General features: G+C 68.5%; 24 protein-coding genes. 4 read left to right on the forward strand and 20 right to left on the reverse strand.

All coding sequences use genetic code 11. From position 1 onward, the window contains the following. Nucleotides 1-136: 136 nt before the first annotated feature. The 4 genes from DNK52_RS10590 to DNK52_RS10605 are packed head-to-tail and all read right to left on the reverse strand — an operon-like array spanning nt 137 to nt 3813. On the reverse strand, nt 137-1117 hold the full coding sequence (locus DNK52_RS10590; protein WP_110240952.1) for a sulfate/molybdate ABC transporter ATP-binding protein: 981 nt from the start codon (nt 1115-1117) through the stop codon (nt 137-139). Next, nucleotides 1114-1929 carry a sulfate ABC transporter permease gene (locus DNK52_RS10595; RefSeq protein WP_110240953.1) on the reverse strand — a complete coding sequence of 272 codons (816 nt, stop codon included), beginning with the start codon at nt 1927-1929 and terminating at the stop codon, nt 1114-1116. The genes DNK52_RS10590 and DNK52_RS10595 overlap by 4 nt, the downstream gene beginning before the upstream one ends. Continuing rightward, the gene (gene cysT / locus DNK52_RS10600; protein WP_110240954.1) at nt 1922-2779 is read right to left on the reverse strand and encodes a sulfate ABC transporter permease subunit CysT; all 858 of its coding nucleotides are present in this window, start codon (nt 2777-2779) and stop codon (nt 1922-1924) included. The genes DNK52_RS10595 and cysT overlap by 8 nt, the downstream gene beginning before the upstream one ends. Beyond that, nucleotides 2776-3813 (reverse strand): sulfate ABC transporter substrate-binding protein, encoded by a 1038-nt coding sequence (locus tag DNK52_RS10605; protein ID WP_110240955.1) that lies wholly within the window; start codon nt 3811-3813, stop codon nt 2776-2778. The genes cysT and DNK52_RS10605 overlap by 4 nt, the downstream gene beginning before the upstream one ends. Before the next feature lie 265 nt (nt 3814-4078). Between DNK52_RS10605 and DNK52_RS10610 the strand changes: the two genes are divergently transcribed. Both DNK52_RS10610 and DNK52_RS10615 read left to right on the forward strand, forming a co-directional pair. Beyond that, nucleotides 4079-5968: a 2-oxoacid:acceptor oxidoreductase subunit alpha gene (locus DNK52_RS10610; RefSeq protein WP_110240956.1), complete on the forward strand. Its 1890-nt coding sequence runs from the start codon at nt 4079-4081 to the stop codon at nt 5966-5968. Between the two features lie 26 nt (nt 5969-5994). After that, a complete protein-coding gene (locus DNK52_RS10615) occupies nt 5995-7080 on the forward strand; it encodes a 2-oxoacid:ferredoxin oxidoreductase subunit beta (RefSeq protein WP_110241209.1) in 1086 nt (361 codons plus the stop codon). Nucleotides 7081-7181: 101 nt separating this feature from the next. Here DNK52_RS10615 and DNK52_RS10620 read toward each other — a convergent pair whose 3' ends face one another. From DNK52_RS10620 to DNK52_RS10695, 16 genes are all read right to left on the reverse strand, one after another. After that, nucleotides 7182-8159: a polyprenyl synthetase family protein gene (locus DNK52_RS10620; RefSeq protein WP_239455525.1), complete on the reverse strand. Its 978-nt coding sequence runs from the start codon at nt 8157-8159 to the stop codon at nt 7182-7184. 26 nt (nt 8160-8185) lie between these two features. After that, nucleotides 8186-9793, reverse strand: a complete 1608-nt coding sequence (nuoN, locus tag DNK52_RS10625) for an NADH-quinone oxidoreductase subunit NuoN (protein WP_110240958.1) — start codon at nt 9791-9793, stop codon at nt 8186-8188. Further along, complete coding sequence (locus DNK52_RS10630) at nt 9790-11337, reverse strand: NADH-quinone oxidoreductase subunit M (protein WP_110240959.1); 1548 nt, start codon at nt 11335-11337, stop codon at nt 9790-9792. The genes nuoN and DNK52_RS10630 overlap by 4 nt, the downstream gene beginning before the upstream one ends. Next, complete coding sequence (gene nuoL, locus DNK52_RS10635; protein ID WP_110240960.1) at nt 11334-13304, reverse strand: NADH-quinone oxidoreductase subunit L; 1971 nt, start codon at nt 13302-13304, stop codon at nt 11334-11336. The genes DNK52_RS10630 and nuoL overlap by 4 nt, the downstream gene beginning before the upstream one ends. Before the next feature lie 11 nt (nt 13305-13315). Beyond that, nucleotides 13316-13615, reverse strand: coding sequence for an NADH-quinone oxidoreductase subunit NuoK (gene nuoK / locus DNK52_RS10640; RefSeq protein ID WP_110240961.1), 300 nt, complete (start codon nt 13613-13615; stop codon nt 13316-13318). After that, on the reverse strand, nt 13612-14451 hold the full coding sequence (locus tag DNK52_RS10645; protein WP_110240962.1) for an NADH-quinone oxidoreductase subunit J: 840 nt from the start codon (nt 14449-14451) through the stop codon (nt 13612-13614). The genes nuoK and DNK52_RS10645 overlap by 4 nt, the downstream gene beginning before the upstream one ends. Then, nucleotides 14448-15032, reverse strand: a complete 585-nt coding sequence (gene nuoI / locus DNK52_RS10650; RefSeq protein ID WP_110240963.1) for an NADH-quinone oxidoreductase subunit NuoI — start codon at nt 15030-15032, stop codon at nt 14448-14450. Before nuoI ends, DNK52_RS10645 begins: the two co-directional genes overlap by 4 nt. Next, complete coding sequence (nuoH, locus tag DNK52_RS10655; RefSeq protein WP_110240964.1) at nt 15029-16351, reverse strand: NADH-quinone oxidoreductase subunit NuoH; 1323 nt, start codon at nt 16349-16351, stop codon at nt 15029-15031. Before nuoH ends, nuoI begins: the two co-directional genes overlap by 4 nt. A 2-nt stretch (nt 16352-16353) precedes the next feature. Then, entirely contained in the window at nt 16354-18843 is a 2490-nt protein-coding gene (locus tag DNK52_RS10660) for an NADH-quinone oxidoreductase subunit G (protein ID WP_110240965.1), read from the reverse strand. Continuing rightward, on the reverse strand, nt 18840-20150 hold the full coding sequence (nuoF, locus tag DNK52_RS10665; RefSeq protein WP_239455497.1) for an NADH-quinone oxidoreductase subunit NuoF: 1311 nt from the start codon (nt 20148-20150) through the stop codon (nt 18840-18842). Before nuoF ends, DNK52_RS10660 begins: the two co-directional genes overlap by 4 nt. Next, nucleotides 20147-20839 (reverse strand): NADH-quinone oxidoreductase subunit NuoE, encoded by a 693-nt coding sequence (gene nuoE / locus DNK52_RS10670; RefSeq protein WP_239455527.1) that lies wholly within the window; start codon nt 20837-20839, stop codon nt 20147-20149. The genes nuoF and nuoE overlap by 4 nt, the downstream gene beginning before the upstream one ends. A 59-nt stretch (nt 20840-20898) precedes the next feature. Continuing rightward, a complete protein-coding gene (locus tag DNK52_RS10675; protein ID WP_110240967.1) occupies nt 20899-22245 on the reverse strand; it encodes an NADH-quinone oxidoreductase subunit D in 1347 nt (448 codons plus the stop codon). After that, entirely contained in the window at nt 22245-23096 is an 852-nt protein-coding gene (locus DNK52_RS10680) for an NADH-quinone oxidoreductase subunit C (RefSeq protein ID WP_110240968.1), read from the reverse strand. Before DNK52_RS10680 ends, DNK52_RS10675 begins: the two co-directional genes overlap by 1 nt. Next, complete coding sequence (locus DNK52_RS10685) at nt 23093-23647, reverse strand: NuoB/complex I 20 kDa subunit family protein (protein WP_110240969.1); 555 nt, start codon at nt 23645-23647, stop codon at nt 23093-23095. Before DNK52_RS10685 ends, DNK52_RS10680 begins: the two co-directional genes overlap by 4 nt. Nucleotides 23648-23650: 3 nt before the next feature. Continuing rightward, nucleotides 23651-24010: an NADH-quinone oxidoreductase subunit A gene (locus tag DNK52_RS10690; RefSeq protein WP_110240970.1), complete on the reverse strand. Its 360-nt coding sequence runs from the start codon at nt 24008-24010 to the stop codon at nt 23651-23653. Between the two features lie 263 nt (nt 24011-24273). Next, on the reverse strand, nt 24274-24963 hold the full coding sequence (locus DNK52_RS10695) for a demethylmenaquinone methyltransferase (protein WP_110240971.1): 690 nt from the start codon (nt 24961-24963) through the stop codon (nt 24274-24276). A gap of 106 nt (nt 24964-25069) precedes the next feature. On the opposite strand from DNK52_RS10695, the gene DNK52_RS10700 reads away from it, so the two are divergent. Then, the gene (locus DNK52_RS10700; RefSeq protein WP_239455498.1) at nt 25070-26359 is read left to right on the forward strand and encodes an isochorismate synthase; all 1290 of its coding nucleotides are present in this window, start codon (nt 25070-25072) and stop codon (nt 26357-26359) included. A 59-nt stretch (nt 26360-26418) separates the two neighbouring features. Beyond that, nucleotides 26419-26607, forward strand: coding sequence for a hypothetical protein (locus DNK52_RS10705; protein ID WP_110240972.1), 189 nt, complete (start codon nt 26419-26421; stop codon nt 26605-26607).

A 26607-nucleotide genomic window follows, 5' to 3' on the forward strand; every position in this document is an offset into this window, starting at 1 on the left:
TCGTCGCGCGCGGCGGCGACGCTGACAACCCCCAACCTGCCCGCACGCCGGTGGCACCGACTGTGGGGAGGGTTTCAGGCACCTGACGCCTGAAACCCTCCCCGCAATGAGTCGCGACGACGTACGGGCGTACGTCTCAGGCCGGGACCGCGACCGGCACGGGACGCGTCGTGGCACCCGCAGCGGCCGTCAGCCAGACGGTGCTGCCCTCCCGCACGCCGAGCGAGTGGGCGTACGTCCGGGTGAGCTGCACGTGCACCTCCTCGCCGTCCAGTGTGAGCACCGTGAGGCGCACCTCGAAGCCGATCCGCAGCACCCGCGCCACCGTCCCCTCCAGGGCCCGGTCCTGCAGCGGGGCGGTGGAGACCTCGATGTCGTGGGGCCGGATGGCCACCCCGTCGAGGGCGGTCACCTCGCCGAGGAAACTCATCACGAAGTCGTTGGCCGGCTCGTCGTAGAGCTGGTCCGGGGTGCCGACCTGCTCGACGCGTCCCTCGTTGATCACCACGATCTCGTCGGAGACCTCGAGGGCCTCCTCCTGGTCGTGGGTCACGAAGACAGTGGTCACGTGGACCTCGTCGTGGAGGCGACGCAGCCAGTCGCGCAACTCCTTGCGGACCTTCGCGTCGAGCGCGCCGAAGGGCTCATCGAGCAGCAGGACGCTCGGCTCGACCGCGAGCGCCCGGGCCAGCGCCATCCGCTGACGTTGGCCACCAGAGAGCTGGGCGGGGAGCCGGTGCGCGAACTGCTCGAGGTGGACGAGCTGCAGCAACTCGTGCACCCGGTCGGTGATCTCGTCCTTGGGCCTCTTGCGGATCTCGAGGCCGAAGGCGACGTTCTTGGCCACCGTCATGTGCTTGAAGGCCGCGTAGTGCTGGAAGACGAAGCCGACGTTGCGCTTCTGCGGCGACAACCTGGTCGCGTCCACCCCTTCGATCTCGATGTGGCCGGTGTCGGCCGTCTCGAGCCCGGCGATGACCCGCAACAGGGTGGACTTGCCGCCGCCACTGGGGCCGAGCAGGGCCGTGAGCTGGCCCGTCGGGATGGAGACGTTGACGTCGTCGAGCGCCACGAAGTCGCCGAAGCGCTTGGTGACCCCCTTGATCTCGATGCTCATGCGCGCGCGCCCTTCTTCTCACTGCCGTCGTGTCTGGGTCGGATCAGGGCCACCACGACGATGCAGACCACTGAGACCATGGCCAGCAGGAAGGCCACGGCGTAGGCCTCCTGCTGGGCGAAATTGAGGTACTTCTCCTCCACCACCAGCGTCGCGGTACGGGTCTCCCCGAGCACGTTGCCGGAGACGACCTTGACCGCGCCGAACTCACCGAGCGAGCGGGCCAGGGAGAGGACGACGCCGTAGACGATCGCCCACTTGATGCCCGGCAGGGTGATCCGTCGGAAGGTCTGCCACCCGTTGGCGCCCAGGCTGCGGGCCGCCACCTCCTGCTCGACACCGATCTCGTCGAGCACCGGGACGACCTCGCGGATCACCAGCGGCAGCGCCACGAAGGCGGTCGCCATCACGATGCCCGGGGTCGAGAAGATGATCTGGAACCCGGCCGACTCCAACCAAGGGCCGAACCAGCCGTCGCGACCGCCGTAGACGAGGACGAGCGCGAGCCCGACGACGATCGGCGAGACCGAGAGCGGCAGGTCGATCAACGCGCTCAGGACCCGTTTGCCCCGGAACTCGTGGCGCACCAGCAGCATCGACATCCCGACCCCGAAGACGGTGTTGATCAGCACGGCAGCGACCGCCGCGACCACGGTCAGCCGCAGCGCGGCCTGGATGTCGGGGTCGGCGAGCACGTCGAGCAGAGCCTGCGGCCCTCCGTCGAAGGTGTTGACCGCGACCAGCGAGACCGGCCACGCGACCAGCAGGAAGAGATAGGTGACGACCAGCGCGATGCGTACGACCTTAAGCACGACGACCCACCTTCCGTTGCAGTACGTCGAGCAGCACGATCACGCTCAACGAGATGACCAGGAGCACCGTGGCCGTGGAGGCCGCCGCCGCGACGTTGTCGTTCTCGATGCTGCCCAGGATGCGCACCGAGGTGACCTCGGTGCTGAACGGCAGGTTGCCCGACAGCAGCACCAACGAGCCGTACTCGCTGACCCCGCGGGCGAACGACAGCGCCGCGCCCGCCGTGATCGCGGGGACGAGGCTCGGCAGCACGACCCGGCGGAACGTCGTGAACCGGCTGGCGCCCAACGAGGCGGCTGCCTCCTCGACATCGCGGTCCAACTCCTGGAGCACCGGCTGGACCGTACGCACCACGAAGGGCAGCGTCACGAAGAGGAAGGCCAGGAACACGCTGGAAGGCATGTTCGCGACGTCGGCCCCCAGCGGGTTGTCGCGCCCGTAGAGCGAGAGCAGCACCAGCCCGGCCACGATGGTCGGCAGGGCGAACGGGATGTCGATCAGGATCTCCAGGAACGCCTTGCCCCAGAACCGGTCACGCACCAGGACCCACGCGATCAGGGTCCCCATGAAGACGTTGACCAGGGTGACCAACGCCGCCTGGGAGACGGTGAGCCGGATCGCGTACGCGGTCTGCTCGTTGGTGACGGTGGTCCAGAAGGCCGTCCATCCGCCCGCCGAGGCCGTGATGACCACAGCGCAGAGGGGGATCAGTACGAGCAGGCTGAACCACGTCATGGCGATCCCCAGCCCGATGCCCGAGGACCTGGTCAGGGTGGAGGCCGGACGCGCCGTACGGAGCTCCGCCGGGGGACGGGGCGCCGTACGGGTCAGGGTCGCTGACGAGGTCATTCGCCCTTGCCGGACTTGGCGATCGCGAGCGTCACCAATCCCGACTCCTCGTCGAAGAACTTCGTCGAGAGCTCGCTCCAACTGCCGAAGTCGTCAGCGACCGTCAACAGCTTGGGCACGGCCGGGAACGGGTTGCTCGGGTCGTTGGCGCCCTCGACGGTGCCGCCGAAGTCGACGTCGTCGCGGATCGGGCGGAAACCGGTCAGGGCGAACTGCTTCTGACCGGCGTCGGAGAGCACGAACTCGAGCCACTTCTCCGTGACCGGCTTGGCGTCCTTGAGGACGGCGCCCGGGTTCTCGATGAGCAGGGTGGTCTCCGGGATGACGTACTCGAAGCCCTGGCCCTGCTGGGCGGCGAGGATCGCCTCGTTCTCGTAGGCCATCAGCACGTCACCGGTGCCGCTGAGGAACGCCTGCGTGGCATCTCGACCCGAGCCGGGCAGTGACACGACGTTGCCAAAGAACTTGTCGACGTACGCGTTCGCCTCCTTCTCGGTGCCGCCGTTCTCGACGACCTGGCCCCACGCGGCCAGCGCGTTCCAGCGGGCCGCACCGGACGAGGCCGGGTTGGGGGTCACGATCTCGACGCCCGGCTTGACGAGGTCATCCCAGGAGTCGATGTTCTTGGGGTTGCCGTCGCGGACGCCGAAGACGACCACGGAGTTGGAGACGACGCCCTTGTTCTCGCCCTGGTCCCAGTCCGCGTCGACCAGACCCTCGTCGACGAGGCGGGTGACGTCGCTGGCCACCGAGAAGTGGACGTAGTCGGCGTCGAGACCGCTGACCACGGCACGGCTCTGGTCGCCCGAGGCGCCGTACGAGGTCTTCGGGTTGCTCAGCCCCTTCCCGTCCTCGGTCTTCCTGAACTCCTCGAAGATGGCCTTGTTGGCTGCCTCCGGGACGGCGAAACCAACGATGGAGATCTGGTCGTCGCCCTCGGTGCCGCTGGCTCCCCCGCACCCGGTGAGTGCTGCGAGGCCGGCGAGCGTCAGGGCGACACCCGCTCCGATCTTGGTCCTGGACGTACGCAACATGGCTGGTCTCCTCGTGCCTGCCGGGGCCCACCGTGGGCCACTCGGCTTGTTAGTCGAGTAGATTACGAGACTTAATCAATCTTGTGTTGATGTGCCCACGATTCGAAACGCGCGTGTCGCGAGCGGCCCGACAGCGACGCTCCAGCATTCGAGGAGCCATGACCGGTGCGCACCGGAGGGCTACGCTGCAAACGGAATCCAACGCAGCACAGGCAGCCGGGGTGGCACCCCACCGCTCCGCCTCGAGGCAAGGACACCGCAACCAGTGACCAAGCAGATCAAGCAGCTCGATCGCGTGATCATCCGATTCGCCGGCGACTCCGGCGACGGGATGCAGCTCACGGGCGACAGGTTCACCAGCCAGTCGGCCGCCTTCGGCAACGACCTGGCGACCTTCCCCAACTTCCCCGCCGAGATCCGAGCCCCCCAGGGCACGTTGCCGGGTGTCTCGTCCTTCCAGGTGCACTTCGCCGACCACGACATCCTCACCCCGGGGGACCGCCCCGACGTGCTGGTGGCGATGAACCCGGCCGCCCTGCGCGCCAACGTCGGCGACCTGCCCCGCGGCGCACAGATCATCGTCGACACCCACGACTTCACCAAGCGCAACCTGGCGAAGGCGGGCTACACGGTCTCGCCGTTGGAGGACGACTCGCTGGCCGAGTTCGCGGTGCACCGGGTCGACCTGACCGGCATGACCGTGGAGGCCGTGCAGGAGTTCGGCCTCTCCCGCAAGGACGCCTCACGCGCCAAGAACATGTTTGCCCTGGGCCTGCTCTCCTGGATGTACGGGCGCCCCACCGAGACCACGGAGGCGTTCCTGTCGAAGCGGTTCGCGAAGGTGCCCGCGATCCGCGACGCCAACATCACCGCCTTCCGCACCGGCTGGAACTTCGGCGAGACCACCGAGGCCTTCGCCGTCCAGTACGAGATCAAGCCGGCCCCCATGGCGCCCGGCACCTACCGCAACATCACCGGCAACCTGGCGCTCGCGTACGGCCTGGTCGCCGGCGGCGTGACCTCGGGACTCCCGCTCTTCCTCGGCACCTACCCGATCACCCCGGCCTCCGACATCCTCCACGAGCTGAGCAAGCACAAGGCGTTCGGCGTCACGACCTTCCAGGCCGAGGACGAGATCTCCGGCATCGGCGCCGCGATCGGCGCCTCCTTCGTCGGCAACCTCGGGATCACCTCCACCTCCGGCCCCGGGATCGCGCTCAAGAGCGAGTCGATCGGGCTGGCGGTGATGACCGAGCTGCCGCTGGTCGTGGTCAACGTGCAGCGGGGCGGACCGTCGACCGGGCTCCCCACCAAGACCGAGCAGTCGGACCTGCTCCAGGCGCTCTTCGGCCGCAACGGTGAGGCACCGGTCCCGGTGATCGCGCCCTCCTCGCCCGGTGACTGTTTCGACGCTGCCCTGGAGGCGGTGCGGATCGCGGTCACCTACCGCACGCCGGTGATGCTCCTCTCCGACGGTTACCTGGCCAACGGCTCCGAGCCGTGGCGGATCCCGGAGGTCGCCGACCTTCCGGCGATCGACCCCGCGTTCGCGACCACGCCCAACCACGAGGTCGAGGGTGGCGAGCCCGACTTCTGGCCGTACCTGCGCGACGCCGAGACCTTGGCCCGACCGTGGGCCGTGCCCGGCACCCCGGGGCTCGAGCACCGCATCGGCGGCCTGGAGAAGGGCGACGGCCACGGCAACATCTCCTACGACCCGGCCAACCACGAGTTCATGGTCAGCACACGGGCCGCCAAGATCGCCGCGATCGCCGACTCCCTGCCACCACTGGAGGTCGACGACCCGACCGCCGCCGACGGGGACGGCGCGAAGGTGCTGGTGATCGGTTGGGGGTCGACGTACGGCCCGATCGGGGCAGGCGTACGTCGCGTGCGGCGCGTGGGCGGCAAGGTCGCCCAGGTCCACCTGCGCCACATCAACCCGCTGCCGAAGGAGCTCGGCGAGATCCTCTCCCGCTACGACAAGATCCTGGTCCCGGAGATGAACTCGGGGCAGCTCCGGATGCTGTTGCGGGCGGAGTTCCTCGTCGACGCCATCGGCTACAACCAGGTCAACGGGATGCCGATCAAGGCTGCGGACCTGGCCGAGGCGATCGGCGACCTGGTCGCCAGCACCGAGAGGAGTCACCCATGAGCACCCCCGCCCACACCGACCTCCCCATGCCCCAGGACCTCCCAATGCCCCAGTCCGGCACGGCGTTCGTCCCCACCAACGACGAGGCCCAGACCGCCAAGGAGTACACCTCCGACCAGGAAGTGCGCTGGTGCCCGGGGTGCGGTGACTACGCCGTGCTCAAGGCCGTCCAGTCGTTCCTGCCGACCCTCGGGCTGCGCCGCGAGAACATCGTCTTCGTCTCCGGGATCGGCTGCTCGAGCCGGTTCCCCTACTACCTCGACACCTACGGGATGCACTCCATCCACGGCCGCGCCCCCGCGATCGCCACCGGCATCGCCACCGCCCGCGAGGATCTCTCCGTCTTCGTCGTCACCGGGGACGGTGACGCGCTCTCCATCGGCGGCAACCACCTCATCCACGCCCTGCGACGCAACGTCAACATGACGATCCTGCTCTTCAACAACCGCATCTACGGGCTCACCAAGGGCCAGTACTCCCCCACCTCCGAGACCGGCAAGGTCACCAAGTCCACCCCGATGGGTTCGGTCGACCATCCCTTCAACCCCGTCTCGCTGGCGTTGGGCGCCGAGGCCACCTTCGTGGCGCGCACCATCGACTCGGACCGCAAGCACCTCACTGCCGTGCTCGAGGCGGCCGCCGCCCACCGCGGCACTTCGTTGGTGGAGATCTACCAGAACTGCCCGATCTTCAACGACGGCGCCTTCGACGCGATCAAGGGCCCGGACAAGGCCGATGCCGTGATCCCGCTCATCCACGGCGAGCCGATCACCTACGGCGCGCTGCTCGAGGACGGTCGCGGTTCGAAGGCAGTCGTCCGTGACAACGGCGGGGTCAGGATCGCCCCGACCCTCGACGTCGACCCCGGCGACGTCCTCGTCCACGACGCGCAGGACCCCGACCCGTCCACCGCCTTCGCGATCAGCCGACTCACCGACGCCGGCTACCTCAACCAGACCCCGATCGGCATCTTCCGCCAGGTCGAGCGAGCGACGTACGACGACCAGGCCCGCGCGCAACTGGCCACGGCCCGGGGTGGGGTGAGCGACGCCGACCCGCAGGCCCGGCTCGCTGCGCTGATCGGCGGGGGCGACACCTGGACGGTCATCTGACGCCCAGCGGATCCCTGCGGGACGTCATCACGAACGGTCGCCCCAACAACCGGAACCGATGACGTCCCAGCGGATCGTGCGGGACGGCTGCCGCGTGCGGATCAGGTGGAGCGGACCGCCACCACGTCAGCGAAGGCCTCGAGGGCCTGACGTACGCCACCCTCAGGCAGCACGGCGAGCTTGGCCTTGGCCTCGGCCGCCCGCGCCTGCACGTACCCACGCGCCTGCCTCATCGCCGGGTGCCGGCGCAGCAGCTCCAGGGTCTCGGCGTGCAGGGCGTCGTCGCTGAGGTCTGAGTCGAGCAGCTCGATGAGGCGGGCGTCCGCCGGGTCACCGGCGGCGCGGGCCAGCAGGCTCGGCAGCGTGGGGACCCCCTCGCGCAGATCGGTCCCGGGAGTCTTGCCCGACTCGAACGACTCAGAGGCGACGTCGAGGATGTCGTCGGAGAGCTGGAAGGCGGAGCCGACGATCTCGCCGTACTGACGCATGGCCTCGCAGACCTCGTCGGAGGCACCACTGAACATGGCGCCGTAGAGGGCGGAGGTCGCGATCAGCGAACCGGTCTTGCCGGCGACGACCTCGAGGTAGTGCTCCAGGGGATCCTCCCCGGGGGCCGGCTTCACCGTCTCCAGGATCTGTCCCTCGACCAGGCGGCTGAACGTACGCGCCTGGATGCGCACCGCTTCGGTCCCCAGGTCGGCGGTCAGCTCGGAGGACTTCGCGAAGAGGAAGTCGCCGGTGAGGATCGCGACGTGGTTGTCCCAGCGGGCGTTGGCCGAGTCGGCACCGCGGCGCACGTCGGCCTCGTCCATCACGTCGTCGTGGTAGAGCGAGGCGAGGTGGGTCAGCTCGACCACCGAGGCGGCCGCCCGGACCCGGTCGGAGTCGGCGTCCGGTCCGGCCTCGGCAGCCAGCAGGACCAGCAGGGGGCGGAAGCGCTTGCCCCCGGCCGCCATCAGATGACCAGCTGCCTCGCTGACGAACGGAGCACTGCCGCGCACGTGCTCGGTCAGGTCTTCCTCGACCAGGGCCAGGCGTTCCTTGAGTCGCGCGGCGAGGTCTTCGTCGACGACGGGCAGGGCCAGGTCAGCAGATGCGGAGGAGCTCACCTGATGAATTCTCCCGCATTGGCCAGAAGGTCGAACAACGGGTCCGGCACAACGCCGAGAAGCAGCGTCAGCAGGGCGGTCACCGCGATCACCGACGAGGTCAGGGCCGACGGCGTCGTGACCGAGGCGCTCCCCTCGACGGGCTCACGGAAGTACATCAGGACCATCACCTTGAGGTAGATCCAGACCGCGACGACGCTCATCAGGATCGCGACCACGACGACCGGCCAGGCACCTGCCGCCAGCGCGACGGAGAAGACCGCCCACTTGCCGATGAAGCCGGAGGTCAGCGGGATGCCTGCCATCGCCAGCAGGAAGAAGGCGAAGACTCCCGCCACCAGGGGCGACTCCTTGCCCAGACCTGCCCAACGGGTGAGGTCGTTGACCTCGCCGCCGGCATCGCGCACCAGGCCCACCACGGCGAACGCCCCGAGCGAGGTCAGGCCGTACGCGGTCAGGTAGAACAGCACGGCCTCGACCGAGGCGATCTCGCCGACCGCCATGTCGCCGACGGCCTGGACCCCCAGGACACCGACCAGCACGAAGCCGGCGTGCGCCACGGACGAGTAGGCCAGCAACCGCTTGACGTCGTTCTGGGTGATCGCCAGCAGGGTGCCGAGGACCATCGACAGGATCGCGACGATCCAGAAGACCGGCTGCCAGGAGGCCCGCTCGTTGCCGAGCGCGACGTGGAAGAGACGCAGGATCGCGCCGAAGGCGGCGACCTTGGTCGCGGCCGACATGAAGGCAGTCAACGGCGTCGGGGAGCCTTGGTAGACGTCCGGGCTCCAGGCATGGAACGGCGCAGCACCCACCTTGAAGAGCAGGCCGACCGCCATCAGGCCGATGGCTGCCAGCAGCAGCGCCTCGTTGCCGGTGTCGTTGCGGATCGCCTCGCCGATCTCGGCGAAGCCCAGCGAGCCCGCGTAGCCGTAGGCCAGCACCGCTCCGTAGAGGAAGAAGGCCGACGAGAAGGCACCGAGGAAGAAGTACTTCATCGCCGCTTCCTGGCTGAGCAGACGGCGACGTCGCGCCAGGCCGGCCAGCAGGTAGAGCGGCAGGGAGAGGATCTCCAGCGCCAGGAACATGACCAGCAGGTCGTTCGAGGCCGGGAAGAGCAGCATGCCCGAGACCGCGAAGAGCAGCAGCGGGTAGACCTCGGTGTGCTCACGGCGCTCGGCCGTGGCGATCCGCTCGATCTCCGAGCCCGGCGCCGAGGCGGCCGCGCTGGAGAAGGCGGTCAGGCCACCCTCCAGACGACGCTCGGCGAAGAGCAGGGTGCCGAGCACCGCGAGGATGAGGATCACTCCCCACAGGAAGAGGGTCGGACCGTCGACCGCGACCGAACCCATGGCGGCCAGGACGCCGTACGCCGCCCCCTCGCCGTGGGTGGTCGCAGCACTGTCGGCGAAGTCGAGGGCGACCCAGACGACCGCACCGAAGGCGATCACCAGCGACGCCAGGGTGAGCAGCGTCTGGGCGAGGTAACGCTGTGCCCGCGGGACGAACGCCTCGACGATGATGCCGAGGCAGGCTGCCGCGAAGACGATGAGCAGCGGTGACAGCTGCGCGTAGTCGAGCGTGGGCTTGACGAACTCGTTCACTGGTCAGCTCCCTCGGCAGGCGTGGTGTCAGGCAGCGTGCCGACCACGTCCGGCGGGTCGTCGCTCACCCCGACCTGGGTCAGGATGTCGTCGACGGCCGGGTTGATCACGTCCAGGACAGGTTGCGGGAAGAAACCGAACACCACGAGCAGCACCAGCAGCGGCACCACTGCGCCGACCTCGCGCTTGTCGAGGTCGGTGACCGCGCCGTACTCGGGACGCACCGGCCCGGTCATCATGCGCTGGTAGGCCCAGAGCACGTAGATCGCGGCGAGCACGATGGAAGTGACCGCAATCGCGCCGGCCCACCACGCGTAGCCGAAGGCCGCGATCAGGACCATGATCTCGGAGACGAAGGGCGACAGGCCCGGCATGCCCAGCGTGGCCAGACCGGCGACCAGGAAGACTCCGGCGAGCACCGGGGCGGTCTTCTCGAGGCCACCCATCGCGCTGATCGAGGCGGTGCCCGTGCGGCGGATGACGTAGCCAGCGATCAGGAAGAGCGCGGCGGTGGCCAGGCCGTGGTTGAACATGTAGAGCACCGCACCCGAGCTGCCCTGGCTCGAGAAGACGAAGATGCCCAGCACGATCAGACCGAAGTGCGACAGCGAGGTCAGACCGATCAGACGCAGGAGGTCGTCCTGGCCGATGGCGACCAAAGCGCCGTAGACGATCGAGATGAGCGCCAGCACGATGACCACCGGGGTGGCCCACTGCGACGCCTCGGGCAGCAGCCCCAGGCAGAAGCGGAGCATGCCGTAGGTCCCGATCTTGTCGAGGATGCAGATCAGCAGCACCGAGGTGCCGGTGGTCGCCTTCTCGGTGGTGTCGGCCAACCAGGTGTGCACCGGGAAGAGCGGAGCCTTGATCGCGAACGCGATGAAGAAGCCGAGGAAGAGCCAGCGCTGCGTGGTCTCGTCGATGTCGAGGGCCGCGAGGTCGCTGATCAGGTAGGACGGCGCACCCGCGTCGGAGGAGACGACGTACAGACCGATGACACTGGCCAGCATCACCAGACCGCCACCGAGCTGGTAGAGCAGGAACTTCACGGCGGCGCGGCTGCGACCCTCGCGACCGAAGCCGGAGATCAGGAAGTACGCCGGGATCAGCGTGGCCTCGAAGACCACGTAGAAGAGGAAGACGTCGGTCGCGGTGAAGACCGCCAGCGACATCGCCTGCAGGCCCAGCACCCAGGCGAAGAAGACCCGGGTGTTGCCCTTGTCGGAGTCGTGCCAGCTGGCGATCATCACCAGCGGGACCAGCAGAACGGTCAGCAGGACCATCACCAGGCTGAGTCCGTCGACACCGAGGGCGTAGTGGGCCCCGAAGAGCGAGATCCACTCGTGGGTCTCGGTCAACTGCACGCCGTCGCCGGTGTTGTAGTTCGCGGCGACCCCAAGGGCCGGGACCAGGGTGGCGAGCGCGAAGCCCAGCCCCACCTTCTTGGCCAACGGCTCACCGGGCCCACTGGGCAGGAAGGCAGTCACCACGGCGCCCACCAGGGGCACCAGGATCAGGCAGGTCAACCAGGGAAAGTCGCTCATGCGAGGTTCACCGCCAGCAGGGCAAGGACGACGAGCAGGACGCCGCCGACAATGGACAGGGCATAGGACCTGACATATCCGTTCTGGATCCTTCGTGACAGTGCCGAGAGGCCGGTCGCCGCTGCGGCGCCACCCTCGACGGTGCCGTCGACGAGGACCCGGTCAGCGGTGGTGAGGCCGGAGACGAGATGACGTCCAGGGCTGATCACCAACGTTTCGTTGATCTGGTCGCCGTACAGGTCGTTCCGGGCGGCTGTGGTGATGAACGAGACCTCCGTGGGGGCGGTCTTGGGGATCTCGCGCTTGCCGACCAGGAACCAGGCGGCAGCCACACCGAGCGCCACCGTGAGGGTGATGATCGCGGTGATCGCGAGCGCGGGCAACGGCGGCTCGTGGTGGGCGGCGACACCGACGACGGGGGTGAGGAAGTCGACGATCCAGTTGCCCAGGAGCAGCACGCCGCTGAGCACCGAGAGAGCAGCCAGCACGATCAGCGGGACCGTCATCACCCTGGGCGACTCGTGCGGGTGCACGCCGTCGTTCCAGCGCTTCTCGCCGAAGAATGTCATCAGCATCAGTCGGGTCATGTAGAAACCGGTGACGCCGGCGCCGACGAGCGCCAGGATCCCGACCACCCAGTTCTCGGCCAACGCGGTCTCGATGATCTTGTCCTTCGACCAGAAGCCGGAGAACCCGGGGAAACCGATGATCGCCAGGTAGCCCATCGCGAAGGTCACGAAGGTCACCGGCATCATCTTCTGCAGTCCGCCGTAGTTGCGCATGTCCACGTCGTCGTTCATGCCGTGCATGACGGACCCGGCGCCGAGGAACATGTTGGCCTTGAAGAAGCCGTGGGTCAGCAGGTGCATGATCGCGAACGCGTAGCCCGCGACGCCGAGGCCGGCGGCCAGCATCATGTAACCGATCTGGCTCATCGTGGAACCGGCGAGCACCTTCTTGACGTCGTCCTTGGCGCAGCCGAGGACGGCACCCCACAGGAGCGTGACCGTGGCGACGATGACGATCGCGGTCTGGGCCACCGGGGCCAGCTCGAAGATGAAGTTCGAGCGGACGACCAGGTAGACACCGGCGGTGACCATGGTGGCCGCGTGGATCAGGGCCGAGACCGGGGTCGGGCCCTCCATCGCGTCGAGCAGCCAGGCCTGCAGCGGGACCTGGGCCGACTTGCCGCAGGCACCGAGCAGGAGCAGGAGACCGATCACGGTCAGAGTGTCCTCGCTCGCCCCGCTGGCCAGCTCGCTGACGACGGCGAAGTCGGTGGAGCCGAAGGTGGCGAACATCAGACCGATCGCGAGCGCCAGTCCGATGTCACCGACCCGGTTCATCACGAACGCCTTCTTGGCCGCGGCGGCCGCGGACGGCTTGTGCTGCCAGAAGCCGATCAGCAGGTAGGAGGCCAGACCGACGCCCTCCCAGCCGAAGAAGAGGACCAGGAAGTTGTCGGCCAGGACCAGCAGGAGCATGGCCGCGATGAAGAGGTTGAGGTAGCCGAAGAAGCGGCGCCGACGCTCGTCGTGCTCCATGTAGCCGATGGAGTAGACGTGGATCAGGGTGCCGACACCGGTGATCAGCAGCAGGAAGAGCGCCGAGAGGGGGTCGTACAGGAGGTCCATGCCCACCTGGAGCGAGCCGACCTCGAACCAGGTCCAGAGCTCCTGACCGATCTGACGCTGCGATTCGTCGCGCCCCAGGAGGGCGAGGAAGAGCGTCAGGCTGATCGCGAAGGAGCCGGCGGCAGTGATCGTGCCGAGCCAGTGTCCCCACTTGTCGAGCGCGCCCCGATGGAGACCAGCGAGCGGGCCACCCAGGAGCAGCACCAGCGCGCCGATGAGCGGCAGACCGATGACCAGCCACAGCAACGAGAAGAGACCGTCAGCGGCGCTCGGGTCGACCACCGGGATGATGCCCTCGCCGGCAGCGCTCAGCGGCAGGAGTGCGTAAGTCATGTGCAGACCCCTCAGTACTTCAGCAGACTCGCGTCGTCGACCGAGGCCGAGCGACGTGAGCGGAAGATGGTCATGATGATGGCGAGTCCGACTACGACCTCAGCGGCCGCGACCACCATCACGAAGAAGGCGGCGATCTGACCGTCGAGGTTGCCGTGCTGGCGGGCGAAGGCCACGAAGCCCAGGTTGCAGGCATTCAGCATGATCTCGACGCACATGAACACGACGATGGCGTTGCGCCGGGTCAGGACTCCGACGGCTCCGATCGTGAACAGGATCGCCGAGAGGACGATGTAGGGCGTGATGCTCATGCCTGCTCCCCCTCGGTGCCGGGCTCGGCGGACGCTGCGGGCGTGTCGCTGTTGGACTCCATCGAGGACTCCGCGGTCGAAGGACGCTGGGGCTCCCCCAGCTCACGGGCGAACTTCTCGACGCGGTCCGCCTCGGCCGGGGCCGAGCGTACGGTGCCGCGAGCGACCAGGACCCGCGAGATGGAGGACGGTGCCGGCGTGCCGTCGGGCAGCAGCGCCGGGGTGTCGACGGCGTTGTGCCGGGCGTACACACCGGGAGCCGGCAGCGGACCGGGGTGCTTGCCGGACTCGGCGTAGTCACGCATCCGCTGGTCGGAGAGGCTGCGCTGGGTGACCTTGACGGTCTTCTCCTGGTGGGCCAGGACCAGGGCGCCGAGGGCCGCGGTGATCAGCAGCGCCGCGGTCGCCTCGAAGGCGAAGACCCAGCGACTGAAGAGGATGTTGGCGAGCGCCTCGATGTTGCCACCCGAGTTGGCCTCCTCGAGACCGACCACGGTGCCGAGGGTGATCTGGCCAGCGACCAGCACCAGGGTCAGACCCAGGACGAGGCCGAAGACGATGCTCGTGGCGCGCTGGCCACGGATCGTCTCGACGAACGACTCCGTGGTGTCGACCCCGACGAGCATCAGCACGAAGAGGAAGAGCATCAGGATCGCGCCGGTGTAGACGATGATCTGCACCACGAAGAGGAAGGGCGCCTCGAGCGTCAGGTAGAGCACCGCGAGGCTGATCATCAACGCCGCCACCAGGAGCGCTGCGTGCACGGCCTTGCGCACGAAGAGCACGCCCAGGGCCGAGACGACCATGATCGGCGCCAGGATCCAGAAGGCGATCACTGGGCGTCCCCCTTGGAGGTGAAGGTGCCGCGGTAGTAGTCCTTCTCGTCGTCGCCCAGGAGCATCGCGTGGGGCGGCTGCTCCATGCCGGGGAGCAAGGGCGCGAGGAGGTCGGACTTCTCGTAGATCAACGCTTCGCGGGTGTCGTCGGCGAGCTCGAACTCGTTGGTCATCGTGAGCGCCCGGGTCGGGCACGCCTCGATGCAGAGCCCGCAGAGGATGCAGCGCGCGTAGTTGATCTGGTAGACCGCACCGAAACGCTCACCGGGGCTGAACCGCTCGCCGCCGGGGGCGTCGCTGTTCTGGCCACCCTCGACGTAGATCGCGTCCGCGGGGCAGGCCCAGGCGCACAGCTCGCAGCCGATGCACTTCTCGAGGCCGTCGGGCCAGCGGTTCAGCTGGTGACGTCCGTGGAAGCGTGGTGCGGTCGGCAACTTCTCGAACGGGTACTGCTCGGTGACCACCTTGCGGAACATCGTCCGGAAGGTGACTCCGAATCCGGCCACGGGGTCCCAGAGTTGTTCCTTCAGGCTCTTGGGTCCGTCGTCGGGATGACCCTGACCTGATGTGGGGGTACTCATCGGATCTCCTCCTCAGCAACAGTCGGGGTGGAAGTCGTGCGTACGGTCCGGTCGTCGTCACCCTGACCCAGGAAGGTCAGCGGGGCGGCGGCACCGCGGACCGCGCCGGCAGCCGGCATCGGGGGCACCGGGAAGGTGCTCGGCCCCTCGTCAATCTCGCGGACCTGGCCGGAGCCGGGCTTCTCCTTGCCTGCGGGCAGGAACATGAAGACCAGCAGGCAGGCCACGAGGACGCCGATGCCGATCATCATGGTCTGGCGGTCGAAGCCACCGTCGAGCGCGGCGGCGCGGACCACGGCCACCACGACGACCCAACCCAGCGAGAACGGGATCAGGACCTTCCAGCCCAACGCCATGAACTGGTCATAACGCAGACGCGGCAGCGTGCCTCGCAGCCAGATGAACATGAAGATGAAGAAGAACATCTTGCCGAAGAACCACAGCAGCGGCCAGTAGCCCTCGTTGGCGCCGGCCCACAGGTGCTCGACGCCCCACGGCGCCTTCCAGCCACCCAGGAAGAGGGTGGTGGCCAGCGCGGAGACGGTCGCCATGTTGATGTACTCAGCGAGGAAGAACATCGCGAACTTCATGCCGGAGTACTCGGTGTGGAAACCGCCGACCAGCTCGCCCTCGGCCTCGGGGAGGTCGAAGGGCGCGCGGTTGGTCTCCCCGACCATCGAGATCACGTAGACCACGAAGGAGGGGAACAGGATCAGGCCGAACCAGAAGGTGTCCTGGGCCTCGACGATCTCCGAGGTCGACATCGAGCCGGCGTACAGGAAGACCGCGATCAGCGAGAGCCCCATCGAGACCTCGTAGGAGATCATCTGGGCGCTCGAGCGCAGGCCACCGAGGAGGGAGTAGGTCGAGCCGGACGACCAGCCGGCGAGCACGATGCCGTAGATGCCGATCGAGGCGATGGCCATCACGAAGAGCACCGCGACCGGCATGTCGGTCAGCTGCAGCGGCGTGATCGTGCCGAAGAGGTTGACCTCGGGGCCAAAAGGAATCACCGCGAAGGTGACGAAGGCCGGGACCACGATGATCAGTGGCGCCAGCAGGAAGACGACCTTGTCAGCCGCCTTGGGGATGATGTCTTCCTTGAACATCAGCTTCGCGCCGTCGGCCAGTGACTGCAGCAGACCGAAGGGGCCGTTGACGTTCGGGCCGATGCGGTGCTGCATGCGCGCCACGACGCGGCGTTCGAACCAGATGTTGAAGAGGGTCAGCAGGACGAGCACCAGGAAGACCAGCAGCGTCTTCACGATGATGATCCACAGCGGGTCCTGCCCGAAGGCGTCGAGCGGTGAGGACTCCATGGTCACTTCTCTCCCTTCACGACGACTGAGCTGCCGGGCGAGGCCAGGTCGGCCAGGACACCGCGACCGAAGGACCGGGCCGGGACCCAGACCGTGCCGACCGGCAGGTCGGCGACCTCGGCGGGGAGCGTCACCGAGCCCCGGTCACCGGTGACGGTGACCATGGCGACCGGGCGGCCGTCGGCGGCCTCGGTGGTAAACGAGCCGAGGGCGTCGAAGTCGGTCTGCGAGAGACGTACGACAGCAGGGCGGGCGGTGGCCCGGTAGTGCACGTCGCCACTCTGCAGCGTGCCGTCGTCGACGAGCTGCTTCCAGGTGACCAGGCGCAGCGCGCCACGCTTGGGGGCCTTCGCGACCTTCGGCGCCTTGCCGGCGTCGAAGGGAGCGCGAGCGCCGTCCCAGGCGCCGAGCTGGAGCAGCTCGGCCCGGACCTCGTCGGTGGTGCGCCACCCCAGGGGGCGGCCCATCTCCTGGGCGATGCCGGAGAGCGTACGCAGATCGGGCAGGGACGCCGGGTTGGTCATGACCGCCTCGAACTGGCGGGCCCGTCCGTCCCAGGTGACGAAGGTGCCGGGCTTGTCGGTGACCGGAGCCACCGGGAAGACGACGTCGGCCGCGCGGGTCACGTCGGTCTCCCGCTGCTCCAGCGCCACCACGAACGAGGCAGCGGCCAGGGCGGCCCGGAAGGCGGCCGGGTCGGGGGTGTCGTCCGGGTCGACGCCGCCGACCACCACTCCACCGAGCTTGCCGCTCATCAGGGCGGCCACGATCGCGTTGCCGTCACGGCCGGGCGTCTCCGGCAACTGCGCGACACCCCAGGCAGCGGCGACGTCGACACGAGCTCCCGCGTCGGCGACCGGGCGGCCACCGGGGAGCAGGTTGGGCAGACATCCCGCGTCGAGCGCGCCACGGTCTCCGGCACGACGCGGCACCCAGGCGAGCCGGGCACCGGTGGTGGCTGCCAGGTCGATGACTGCGGCGAGCGCGCCGGGGGTGGTCGCGAGACGTTCGCCGACCATGATCACCGAGGAGGCGTCGAGTCCGGCCTCGGAGTCGCCGGCGAGCGCGGAGAGGGCGTCACCCTCCTCACCGGGCGCGGTCGCGACGAGGCGACCGTTCAACTTGCGCAGACCTCGGGTCGTGTACGGCGCCACCGCGACGACCCGGGTGCCGTGCTGCATGACCGCCTTGCGCAGGCGCAGGAAGATCGTGCCGGCCTCGTCCTCGGGCTCGAACCCTGCCAGCACGACGACGCCGGCCTGCTCCAGGTCGGAGTAGGTGACGCCACCGGTGTAGGGGGCCGTCATCGCCACGTGGGCGGCGAGGAAGGAGGCCTCCTCACCCGTGTGCTGGCGGGCCCGGAAGTCGATGTCGTTGGTGCCGAGGGCGACCCGGGCGAACTTGGAGTACGCGTACGCATCCTCGGCGGTGACGCGACCGCCGGTCAGTACGCCGCTGGCCCCGGCCGCAGCCAGGCCACGGGCCGCGACCACGAAGGCCTCGGGCCACGACGCGGGGCGCAGCTCTCCGGTCTCCTCGTCGCGCACCTGCGGGTAGGTGAGTCGTTCGTCGGAGCGGGTGTAGGAGAAGCCGAAGCGGTCCTTGTCGGTGATCCACTCCTCGTTGACCTCCGGGTCGTCGCCGGCGAGGCGACGCATCACCTTGCCGCGACGGTGGTCGACGCGGATCGCAGCGCCACAGGCGTCGTGCTCGGCGATCGAGGGCGTGGAGACCAGGTCGAAGGGCCGCGAACGGAAGCGGTAGTCCTCGCTGGTGAGGGCCCCCACCGGGCAGATCTGGATGGTGTTGCCGGCGAAGTAGGAGAGGAACGGCGCGTCGGGGCCGATGCCGATCTGCTGGCGCGCACCACGCTCGACGAGCGCGATGAAGGAGTCACCGGCGATCTCGTCGGCGAAGCGGGTGCAGCGCTGGCACACGATGCACCGCTCCCGGTCGAGCAGGATCTGCGGCGAGATGTTGATCGGCTTGGGGAAGGTCCGCTTGACCATCCCCTGGGCGGAGAAGCGGGACTCACCGCGCCCGTTGCTCATGGCCTGGTTCTGCAGGGGGCACTCGCCGCCCTTGTCGCAGACCGGGCAGTCGAGCGGGTGGTTGATCAGCAGGAACTCCATCTGGCCCTGCTGCGCCTTGTCGGCACCCTCGGAGGTCAGTTGGGTCTTGACCTCCATGCCCTCGGTGGCGACCAGGGTGCAGGAGGGCTGCGGCTTCATCCGACCGGGAGGCCCCTGCATGGTGCGCAGCTCGCCGTTGGGCCCGGGCATCGCCACCTCGACCAGGCACTGGCGGCACGCGCCGACCGGCTTGAGCAGCGGGTGGTCGCAGAAACGCGGGATCTGGATCCCGATCTCCTCGGCGGCCCGGATCACCAGGGTGCCCTTGGGAGCCGAGGTGGTGATGCCGTCGATGGTCAGCGTGACCTGGTCGGTCGCCACGACCTCGCCGGTCCTCGGGGTGCTTCCTGGGGTGCTCATGCGCTGGCTCCTGCGGGTGCGAAGAGGGTCGAGGCCGCGGGGTCGTGCGGGCAGCCGCCGTGCGTGAGGTGGGCGATGTACTCGTCGCGGAAGTACTGGATGGAGGAGGTGATCGGCCCGACGGCACCGTCGGCCAGCGCGCAGAACGAGCGGCCCAGGATGTTGTCGCACTGGTCGAGCACGACGTCCAGGTCAGCCTCGGTGCCCTCGCCCTTCTCCAACTTGGCCAGGGACTGCACCAACCACCACGTGCCTTCGCGGCACGGGGTGCACTTGCCGCAGGACTCGTGCTTGTAGAACTCCGTCCACCGCAGCGTCGCCCGGACCACGCAGGTGGTCTCGTCGAAGATCTGCAGGGCACGGGTCCCGAGCATCGAGCCGGCCTCGGCGACCGCCTCGAAGTCGAGCGGCACGTCGAGGTGCTCATCGGTGAGGATGCCGGTCGAGGAACCGCCCGGCGTCCAGAACTTCAGCTTGTGGCCATTGCGCATGCCACCGGCCAGGTCGATGAGCTCGCGCAGGGTGATCCCCAGCGGGGCCTCGAACTGGCCCGGGTTGGTCACGTGGCCCGAGAGGCTGAAGATGCCGTAGCCCTTGGAGCGCTCGGTGCCCATGGAGGAGAACCAGTCCGGGCCGTGCTCGATGATGCTCGGCACGGACGCGATCGACTCGACGTTGTTGATCACCGTCGGGCTGGCGTAGAGGCCGGCGACCGCGGGGAACGGCGGGCGCAGCCGCGGCTGACCGCGGCGACCCTCCAAGGAGTCGAGCAGCGCGGTCTCCTCGCCACAGATGTACGCGCCGGCGCCGGCGTGCACGACGAGCTCGAGGTCGTGACCGGAGCCGTGGATGTTCTTGCCGAGGTGACCGGCCAGGTAGGCCTCCTTCACCGCGTGCTGGAGGCGACGGATCACGTGCAGCACCTCGCCGCGCACGTAGATGAAGGCGTGGTTGGCCCGGATCGCATAGGCGGAGATGATCACGCCCTCGATCAGGGTGTGCGGGCTGGCCATCATCAGCGGGATGTCCTTGCACGTGCCCGGCTCCGACTCGTCGGCGTTGACCACGAGGTACTTCGGGTTCGGGTTGTCCTGCGGGATGAAGCCCCACTTCATGCCGGTCGGGAAGCCCGCACCGCCACGGCCGCGCAGGCCGGAGTCCTTGACGGCGGCGATCACGTCGTCCTGGCTCATCGCCAGCGCCTTGCTCAGGGCTCGGTAGCCACCCTGGGCCTCGTACGCCTCGATGGTCCAGGAGCGCTCGTCGCCCCAGTTGTCGGTGAGGACCGGCGTCAGCATGTCGCTCACTCGCCCTCCCCCTTCTGCTCGTTAGAAGCCGGGACGCCGGGGGCGGTCCAGCCGCGCTCACGCGCGATGTTGCGACCGACCAGGGAGGCCGGGCCGGCGGAGGGTCCTTCGTTGGCCAGGTCGTCGTTGAAGCCGGCGATGACTCGCTCGGCCTCGCGCCACGTGACCAGCCTGGGACCACGCGTGGAGTGGACCTCCTTGCCGGCGCGCAGGTCGTCGACCAGGTCCTTCGCCGACTGCGGCGTCTGGTTGTCCATGAACTCCCAGTTGACCATCGCGACGGGTGCGTAGTCGCAGGCCGCGTTGCACTCGATGCGCTCCAGCGAGACGGTCGCGGTGTCGCCCTCGCGGCGTTCGGCGGTCTCGTCGTTGCCGCAGCCGAGGTGCTCGGAGAGGCGGTCGTAGATCTCGTCGCCCCCCATCACCGCGCACAGCGTGTTGACGCAGACGCCGACGTGGAAGTCACCGACGGGGCGGCGCTTGTACATCGTGTAGAAGGTCGCGACACCGCTGACCTCGGCCGAGGTGAGCTCGAGGATCTCGGCGCAGGTCTCGATCCCCTCGGGGGTGATCCGACCCTGGGCCGACTGCACCAGGTGGAGCATCGGCAGCAGCCCGGAGCGCTTGTGGGGGTAGCGGGCCGCGATCTCGCGCAGCTCGCCCACGGTCTTGTCGTCGATTCGGTTCAACACGTGCTTCTGGACCCCTCGGTCGCTCGCTCGTCCCTCGCTCGGCTCTGTCGGGTTCATCACCGGTCCACACCGCCCATCACGGGGTCGATGGAAGCGATGGCCACCACGATGTCGGAGATCATGCCGCCCTCGGCCATCACGCTGGTGCCCTGCAGGTTGACGAACGAGGGGTCACGGAAGTGGACGCGGAAGGGGCGCGTACCGCCGTCGGAGACGACGTGGGCACCCATCTCGCCGCGGGGGCTCTCCACCGGCACGTACGCCTGCCCGGCCGGGACCCGGAAGCCCTCGGTGACAAGCTTGAAGTGGTGGATCAGGCTCTCCATCGACTCACCCATGATGTGGCGGATGTGGTCGAGGCTGTTGCCCATGCCGTCGGAGCCGATCGCCAGCTGGCTGGGCCAGGCGATCTTCTTGTCGGCGACCATGACGGGCGCGCCCTCGAGGTTGGCGAGTCGGTCGGCCGCCTGCTCGACGATCCGCAGCGACTCCTGCATCTCGTTGAGGCGCACGCGGAAACGTCCGTAGGCATCCGCGGTGTCCCAGGTCTGGACGTCGAAGTCGTAGGTCTCGTAGCCCGAGTAGGGCTCGCTCTTGCGCAGGTCCCAGCCGTAGCCGGTGGCCCGCAGCGGCGGACCGGTGATGCCGAGCGCGAGGCAACCGGCCAGGTCGAGGTGGCCCACGTCGACGAGTCGCCCCCGGAAGATCGGGTTGGCGTTGCACATGTCGGCGTACTCCGGCAGCCGCTTCTTCATCAGGGCGATGAAGGCGCGGATGTCGTCGAGCGCACCCGCGGGCAGGTCCTGGGCGACGCCACCGGGGCGGATGAACGCGTGGTTCATCCGCAGACCGGTGATGGTCTCGAATAGGTCGAGCACGAGCTCACGCTCGCGGAAGCCCATCGTCATCACGGTGAGCGCGCCGATCTCCATGCCACCGGTCGCGACGGCGACGAGGTGCGAGGAGATCCGGTTCAGCTCCATGAGCAGGACCCGCATGACCTGGGCCTTCTCGGGGATGTCGTCCTCGATGCCGAGGAGTCGCTCGGTGCCCAGGACGTACGTCGCCTCGTTGAAGAACGGGGAGAGGTAGTCCATCCGGGTGCAGAAGGTGACTCCCTGGACCCAGGAGCGGTACTCCATGTTCTTCTCGATGCCGGTGTGCAGGTAGCCGATGCCACAGCGGGCCTCGGTGACCGTCTCGCCCTCGAGCTCGAGGATCAGTCGGAGCACGCCGTGCGTCGAGGGGTGCTGCGGACCCATGTTGACGACGATCCGCTCCTGGATCGAGTCGCCGAGGTCGTCGGTGATCGACTCCCAGTCCTGGCCGCTGACGTTGAAGACCCGCCCCTGGCTCGTCTCGGAGGGCGAGGCGTAAAAGTCCTCGTTGTTGTTCGTGGCCATCAGTTGTACGACCTCCGCTGGTCCGGGGGCGGCACGGTGGCGCCCTTGTACTCGACGGGGATCCCGCCCAGGGGGTAGTCCTTGCGCTGCGGGTGGCCCGGCCAGTCGTCGGGCATCAGGATCCGGGTCAGCGACGGGTGACCGTCGAAGATGATCCCGAACATGTCCCACGCCTCCCGCTCCTGCCAGTCAGCGGTCGGGTAGAGCGGGACCACGGTCGGCACGTGCGGGTCGGCCTCGGGGGCGGTGACCTCGACGCGGATCCGTCGGTTGTAGCTCATCGAGAGCAGCTGGTAGACGACGTGCATCTCGCGGCCCTGGTCGGCGGGGTAGTTGACCCCGGAGACCGAGGAGAGGAACTCGAAGCGCAACTTCTCGTCGTTGCGCAGCACGCTCATCACTGCGGTCACGTCCTCGCGGCGCACGTGGAAGGTGATCTCGCCCTTGTCGACGACGACGCTCTCCACGGCCTGCTCCAGACCGTCGGCGGCGAGCCGCTCGGTGAGCACGTCAGCGGTCTCGTCGAACCAACCGCCGTACGGCCGTGAGCTCGCGCCCGGCACGACGACCGGGGCGCTGAGGCCACCGAAGCCCGAGACGTCACCGGTGCCGGCGACCCCGAACATGCCCTGGCGGGTGCCGACCGCGCGGTCGAAGGTCTTGGTCGTGTCGGTGGAGACGACCAGGTCCTCGCGGGTGTGGCTCTCCTGCTGCTTGCCCGCGTCGGGGGTCTCGTCCTCGCTGTCGGGACGACCCTTGCCGGGCTCGCTGGGAGTGGTCTGGGCGGCCTTGCCCGACTCCTTCCCCCGGTCGCTCGCGCGCCCTCCGGCGTTGGGCTCGTTCGGCGTCATCGCAGCTGCCCCCTCATGGCTGACGTGGGCAGGGCGTTGAGCGCAACGTTCTCGTTGTCCTCGATCTCGGCCAGTCGGTTCACGCCCATCTTGGTGCTCTGGACCTTTTTCTGGAGCTTGAGGATCGCGTCGATCAGCATCTCGGGCCGCGGCGGACAGCCCGGCAGGTACATGTCGACGGGGACCACGTGGTCGACGCCCTGGACGATCGCGTAGTTGTTGAACATGCCGCCGGAGCTGGCGCAGACGCCCATCGAGAGCACCCACTTGGGCTCGGGCATCTGGTCGTAGATCTGGCGCAGGACGGGAGCCATCTTCTGGCTCACCCGACCGGCCACGATCATCAGGTCAGCCTGGCGCGGGCTGGCCCGGAAGACCTCCATGCCGAAGCGGCCGGTGTCATACTTCGGACCGCCCGAGGTCATCATCTCGATCGCGCAGCAGGCGAGGCCGAAGGTGGCGGGCCAGAAGGAGGCCTTGCGCATGTAGCCCGCGAGACCCTCGACGGTGGTCAGCAGCACTCCACTGGGGAGCTTGTCTTCTACGCCCATGACTTAGTCCCAGTCCAATCCGCCGCGGCGCCATTCGTAGGCGTAGGCGAGTGTGATGTTGAAGAGGAAGAGCACGACGGCGGCGACACCGAACCAGGCCAACTCGTCGAAGTGGATGGCCCACGGGACGAGGAACATGATCTCGACGTCGAAGATGATGAAGGTCATCGCCACGGTGTAGTACTTCACCGGGAAGCGACCACCGCCGACCGGCTGGGGGGTGGGCTGGATGCCGCACTCGTAGGAGTCCAGCTTGACGCGGTTGTAGCGCTTGGGGCCGATGATCGCAGCCATCACGATCGAGACGACCGCGAAGCCCGCCGCGAGGATGACCAGCGCCAGTACCGGCGTGTAGAGCTCCATCCTGCTCTTCCCTTCCTTAGCCGTTCCCGTCGTGAGTTGCGCCACCACATTGAGTGCTTGTGAAAACGTTCACTAACGGTCTCGGGCCAGTCTAGGCGTGATCTGCGTCTCCGTCACGCCGACCCCCGGCAAACGCGAAAGGTCCCTCGCACCGCCCATTTAGCGCACGATTTGCTTGCCAAATAGATCGACGAGGATGTCACCCCAGGTCGGGGCAGAAGGGCGCGTGGGCAGAGGGTGCCCAGGGACGCCAGACGGGGAGCTCAGGCAGTCGCGCGGTGGAGCGCGACGATGCCTCCGGTGAGGTTGCGGTACTCCGGCGAGCGCCAGCCGGCGTCGGCCATCAACGCAGCCAGCCCCTCCTGGTCCGGCCAGGCCCGGATCGACTCGGCCAGGTAGACGTAGGCGTCCGGGCTCGACGAGACGGCGCGCGAGATCGCGGGCAGCGCCTTCATCAGGTACTCGAGATAGAGGGTGCGGAACGGCTTCCAGGTGGGGTGGCTGAACTCAGCGACCACGATCCGCCCGCCCGGTCGGGTGACGCGGCGCATCTCTCGCAGCCCCGCGACGGGGTCGACGATGTTGCGCAGGCCGTACGAGATGGTCACCGCGTCGAAGGTGTCGTCCTTGAACGGCAACTGGGTGCCGTCACCGGCGACGAAGGACAGGTGCGGTCGCTTGGCCTTGCCGGCCTGGAGCATCCCGACCGAGAAGTCGCACGGCACGACCTCGGCGCCGGCCTCGGCGAACTGCACCGAGGAGACCCCGGTGCCCGCGGCGAGGTCGAGGACCCGGTCACCCGGACTCGGGTCCACGGCCGCGAAGGTCTCACGGCGCCACATCGCGTCCTGACCGCCGGAGAGGACGGTGTTGGTGATGTCGTACCGCTTCGCCACGGCGTCGAACATGCGTCGGACGTCGGTCGGCTGCTTGTCGAGTTCTGCACGGGCCACGCAGGGAGCCTACGCAGGTCGCCCCGGCGAGGGTGAAACGTGAGGGTGAAACCTGAGGGTGAACCGGTGAGCGGGGGCTGCCGCCGATCGGCGTACTCTGACGGGCGTGACAGCTCCTCACCCCACGTCGACGCCGCCTGCCGCCTTCGTGGCACACACGGTGCGGATCGACGTTGACGAGGTCACCGACCTGATGGCGCTGGTGCCAGGCGAGGCGCCGGTCACCTGGCTCCGCAACGGTGAGGGTCTCGTGGGCTGGGGCACCGCCGCGATGCTGCGTACGGACGGGGCGACCCGCTTCAGCGACGCCGACAAGTGGTGGGCCGAGGTGGTGGCCAACGCGGAGGTGCACGACGAGGTCGGCGAGCCCGGCACCGGGCTGGTGGCCTTCGGCTCCTTCGCCTTCGCTGACCGTCCCGGCGACTCCGTGCTCACGCTCCCCCGGGTCATCGTCGGCCGTCGCGGGCAGGTGGCGTGGCGTACGACCGTCACCTCGGCCCGTGTTGATGGCGAGGCGCACGGCACCACACCCGCCGAAACCGCTGTCGACGTCTCCCCCGTCGCACCCCCTTCCGGGGTCGTCTTCTCGGACGGCGCCCTGGACGGCGAGGCCTGGATGGGCGCCGTCGCCGATGCCGTGGCCCGGATCGAGGCCGGTGACCTGGAGAAGGTCGTGCTGGCCCGCGACCTGATCGCGACGGCGGACGCCGAGATCGACGTACGGTGGCCGCTCTCCCGCCTGGCCGCGCACTACCCGACCTGTTGGACCTTCCACGTCGACGGCATGTTCGGGGCGACGCCAGAGATGTTGCTGCGGCGCGAGCGCGGCCTCGTCACCTCGCGGGTGCTCGCCGGCACCATCCGGCGTACGGGCGCCGACGACCGCGACCTCGCCCTGGCCGCGACCCTGGCCCGCAGCTCCAAGGACCTCGAGGAGCACGAGTACGCGGTCCGTTCGGTCGCCGACGCCCTCGAGCCGCACTGCTCCTCGATGAACGTGCCCGAGGCGCCGTTCGTCCTGCACCTGCCCAACGTCATGCACCTGGCCACCGACGTGAACGGGGTGGTGCACGACTCCGAGACCGTCTCCTCGCTCCGGCTGGCCGAGGCGTTGCACCCCTCCGCCGCGGTCGGGGGCACCCCCACCGCGGTCGCCACCGCCCTGATCAGCGAGATCGAGCAGATGGACCGGGCGCGCTACGCCGGACCGGTCGGCTGGATCGACGCCCGCGGGGACGGGGAGTGGGGCATCGCGCTGCGCTCCGCGAGCATCGCCGGAGACACCGTCCGGCTCTTCGCCGGCTGCGGCATCGTCGCCAGCTCTGACCCGGCCTCCGAGCTCGCCGAGTCACAAGCCAAGTTCGTGCCGGTACGCGACGCGCTCAACGCCGACTGAGGACGCCAACCCGCGACAAATCCCGGGACACAACTGCTGACGTGCCGGAGGATTGCGCCATGGACTGGGACGTGATCGTTGCGGGCGTGCTGCTCGTACCAGCGATCTATTTCGCCAGACGTCTCGACGGGTGGCCCTCATGGGTGCTGTGGGCGGTAGCCGCCGTACTTGGCCTGAGCGTGCTCATCTACATCTGGATCCACGCCATCTGGTACGGCCTGCTCTTCTTGTTCCGCGACTATTTCTAG

This window comes from Nocardioides gilvus (genome assembly GCF_003194605.1).
GTDB lineage: Bacteria > Actinomycetota > Actinomycetes > Propionibacteriales > Nocardioidaceae > Nocardioides > Nocardioides gilvus.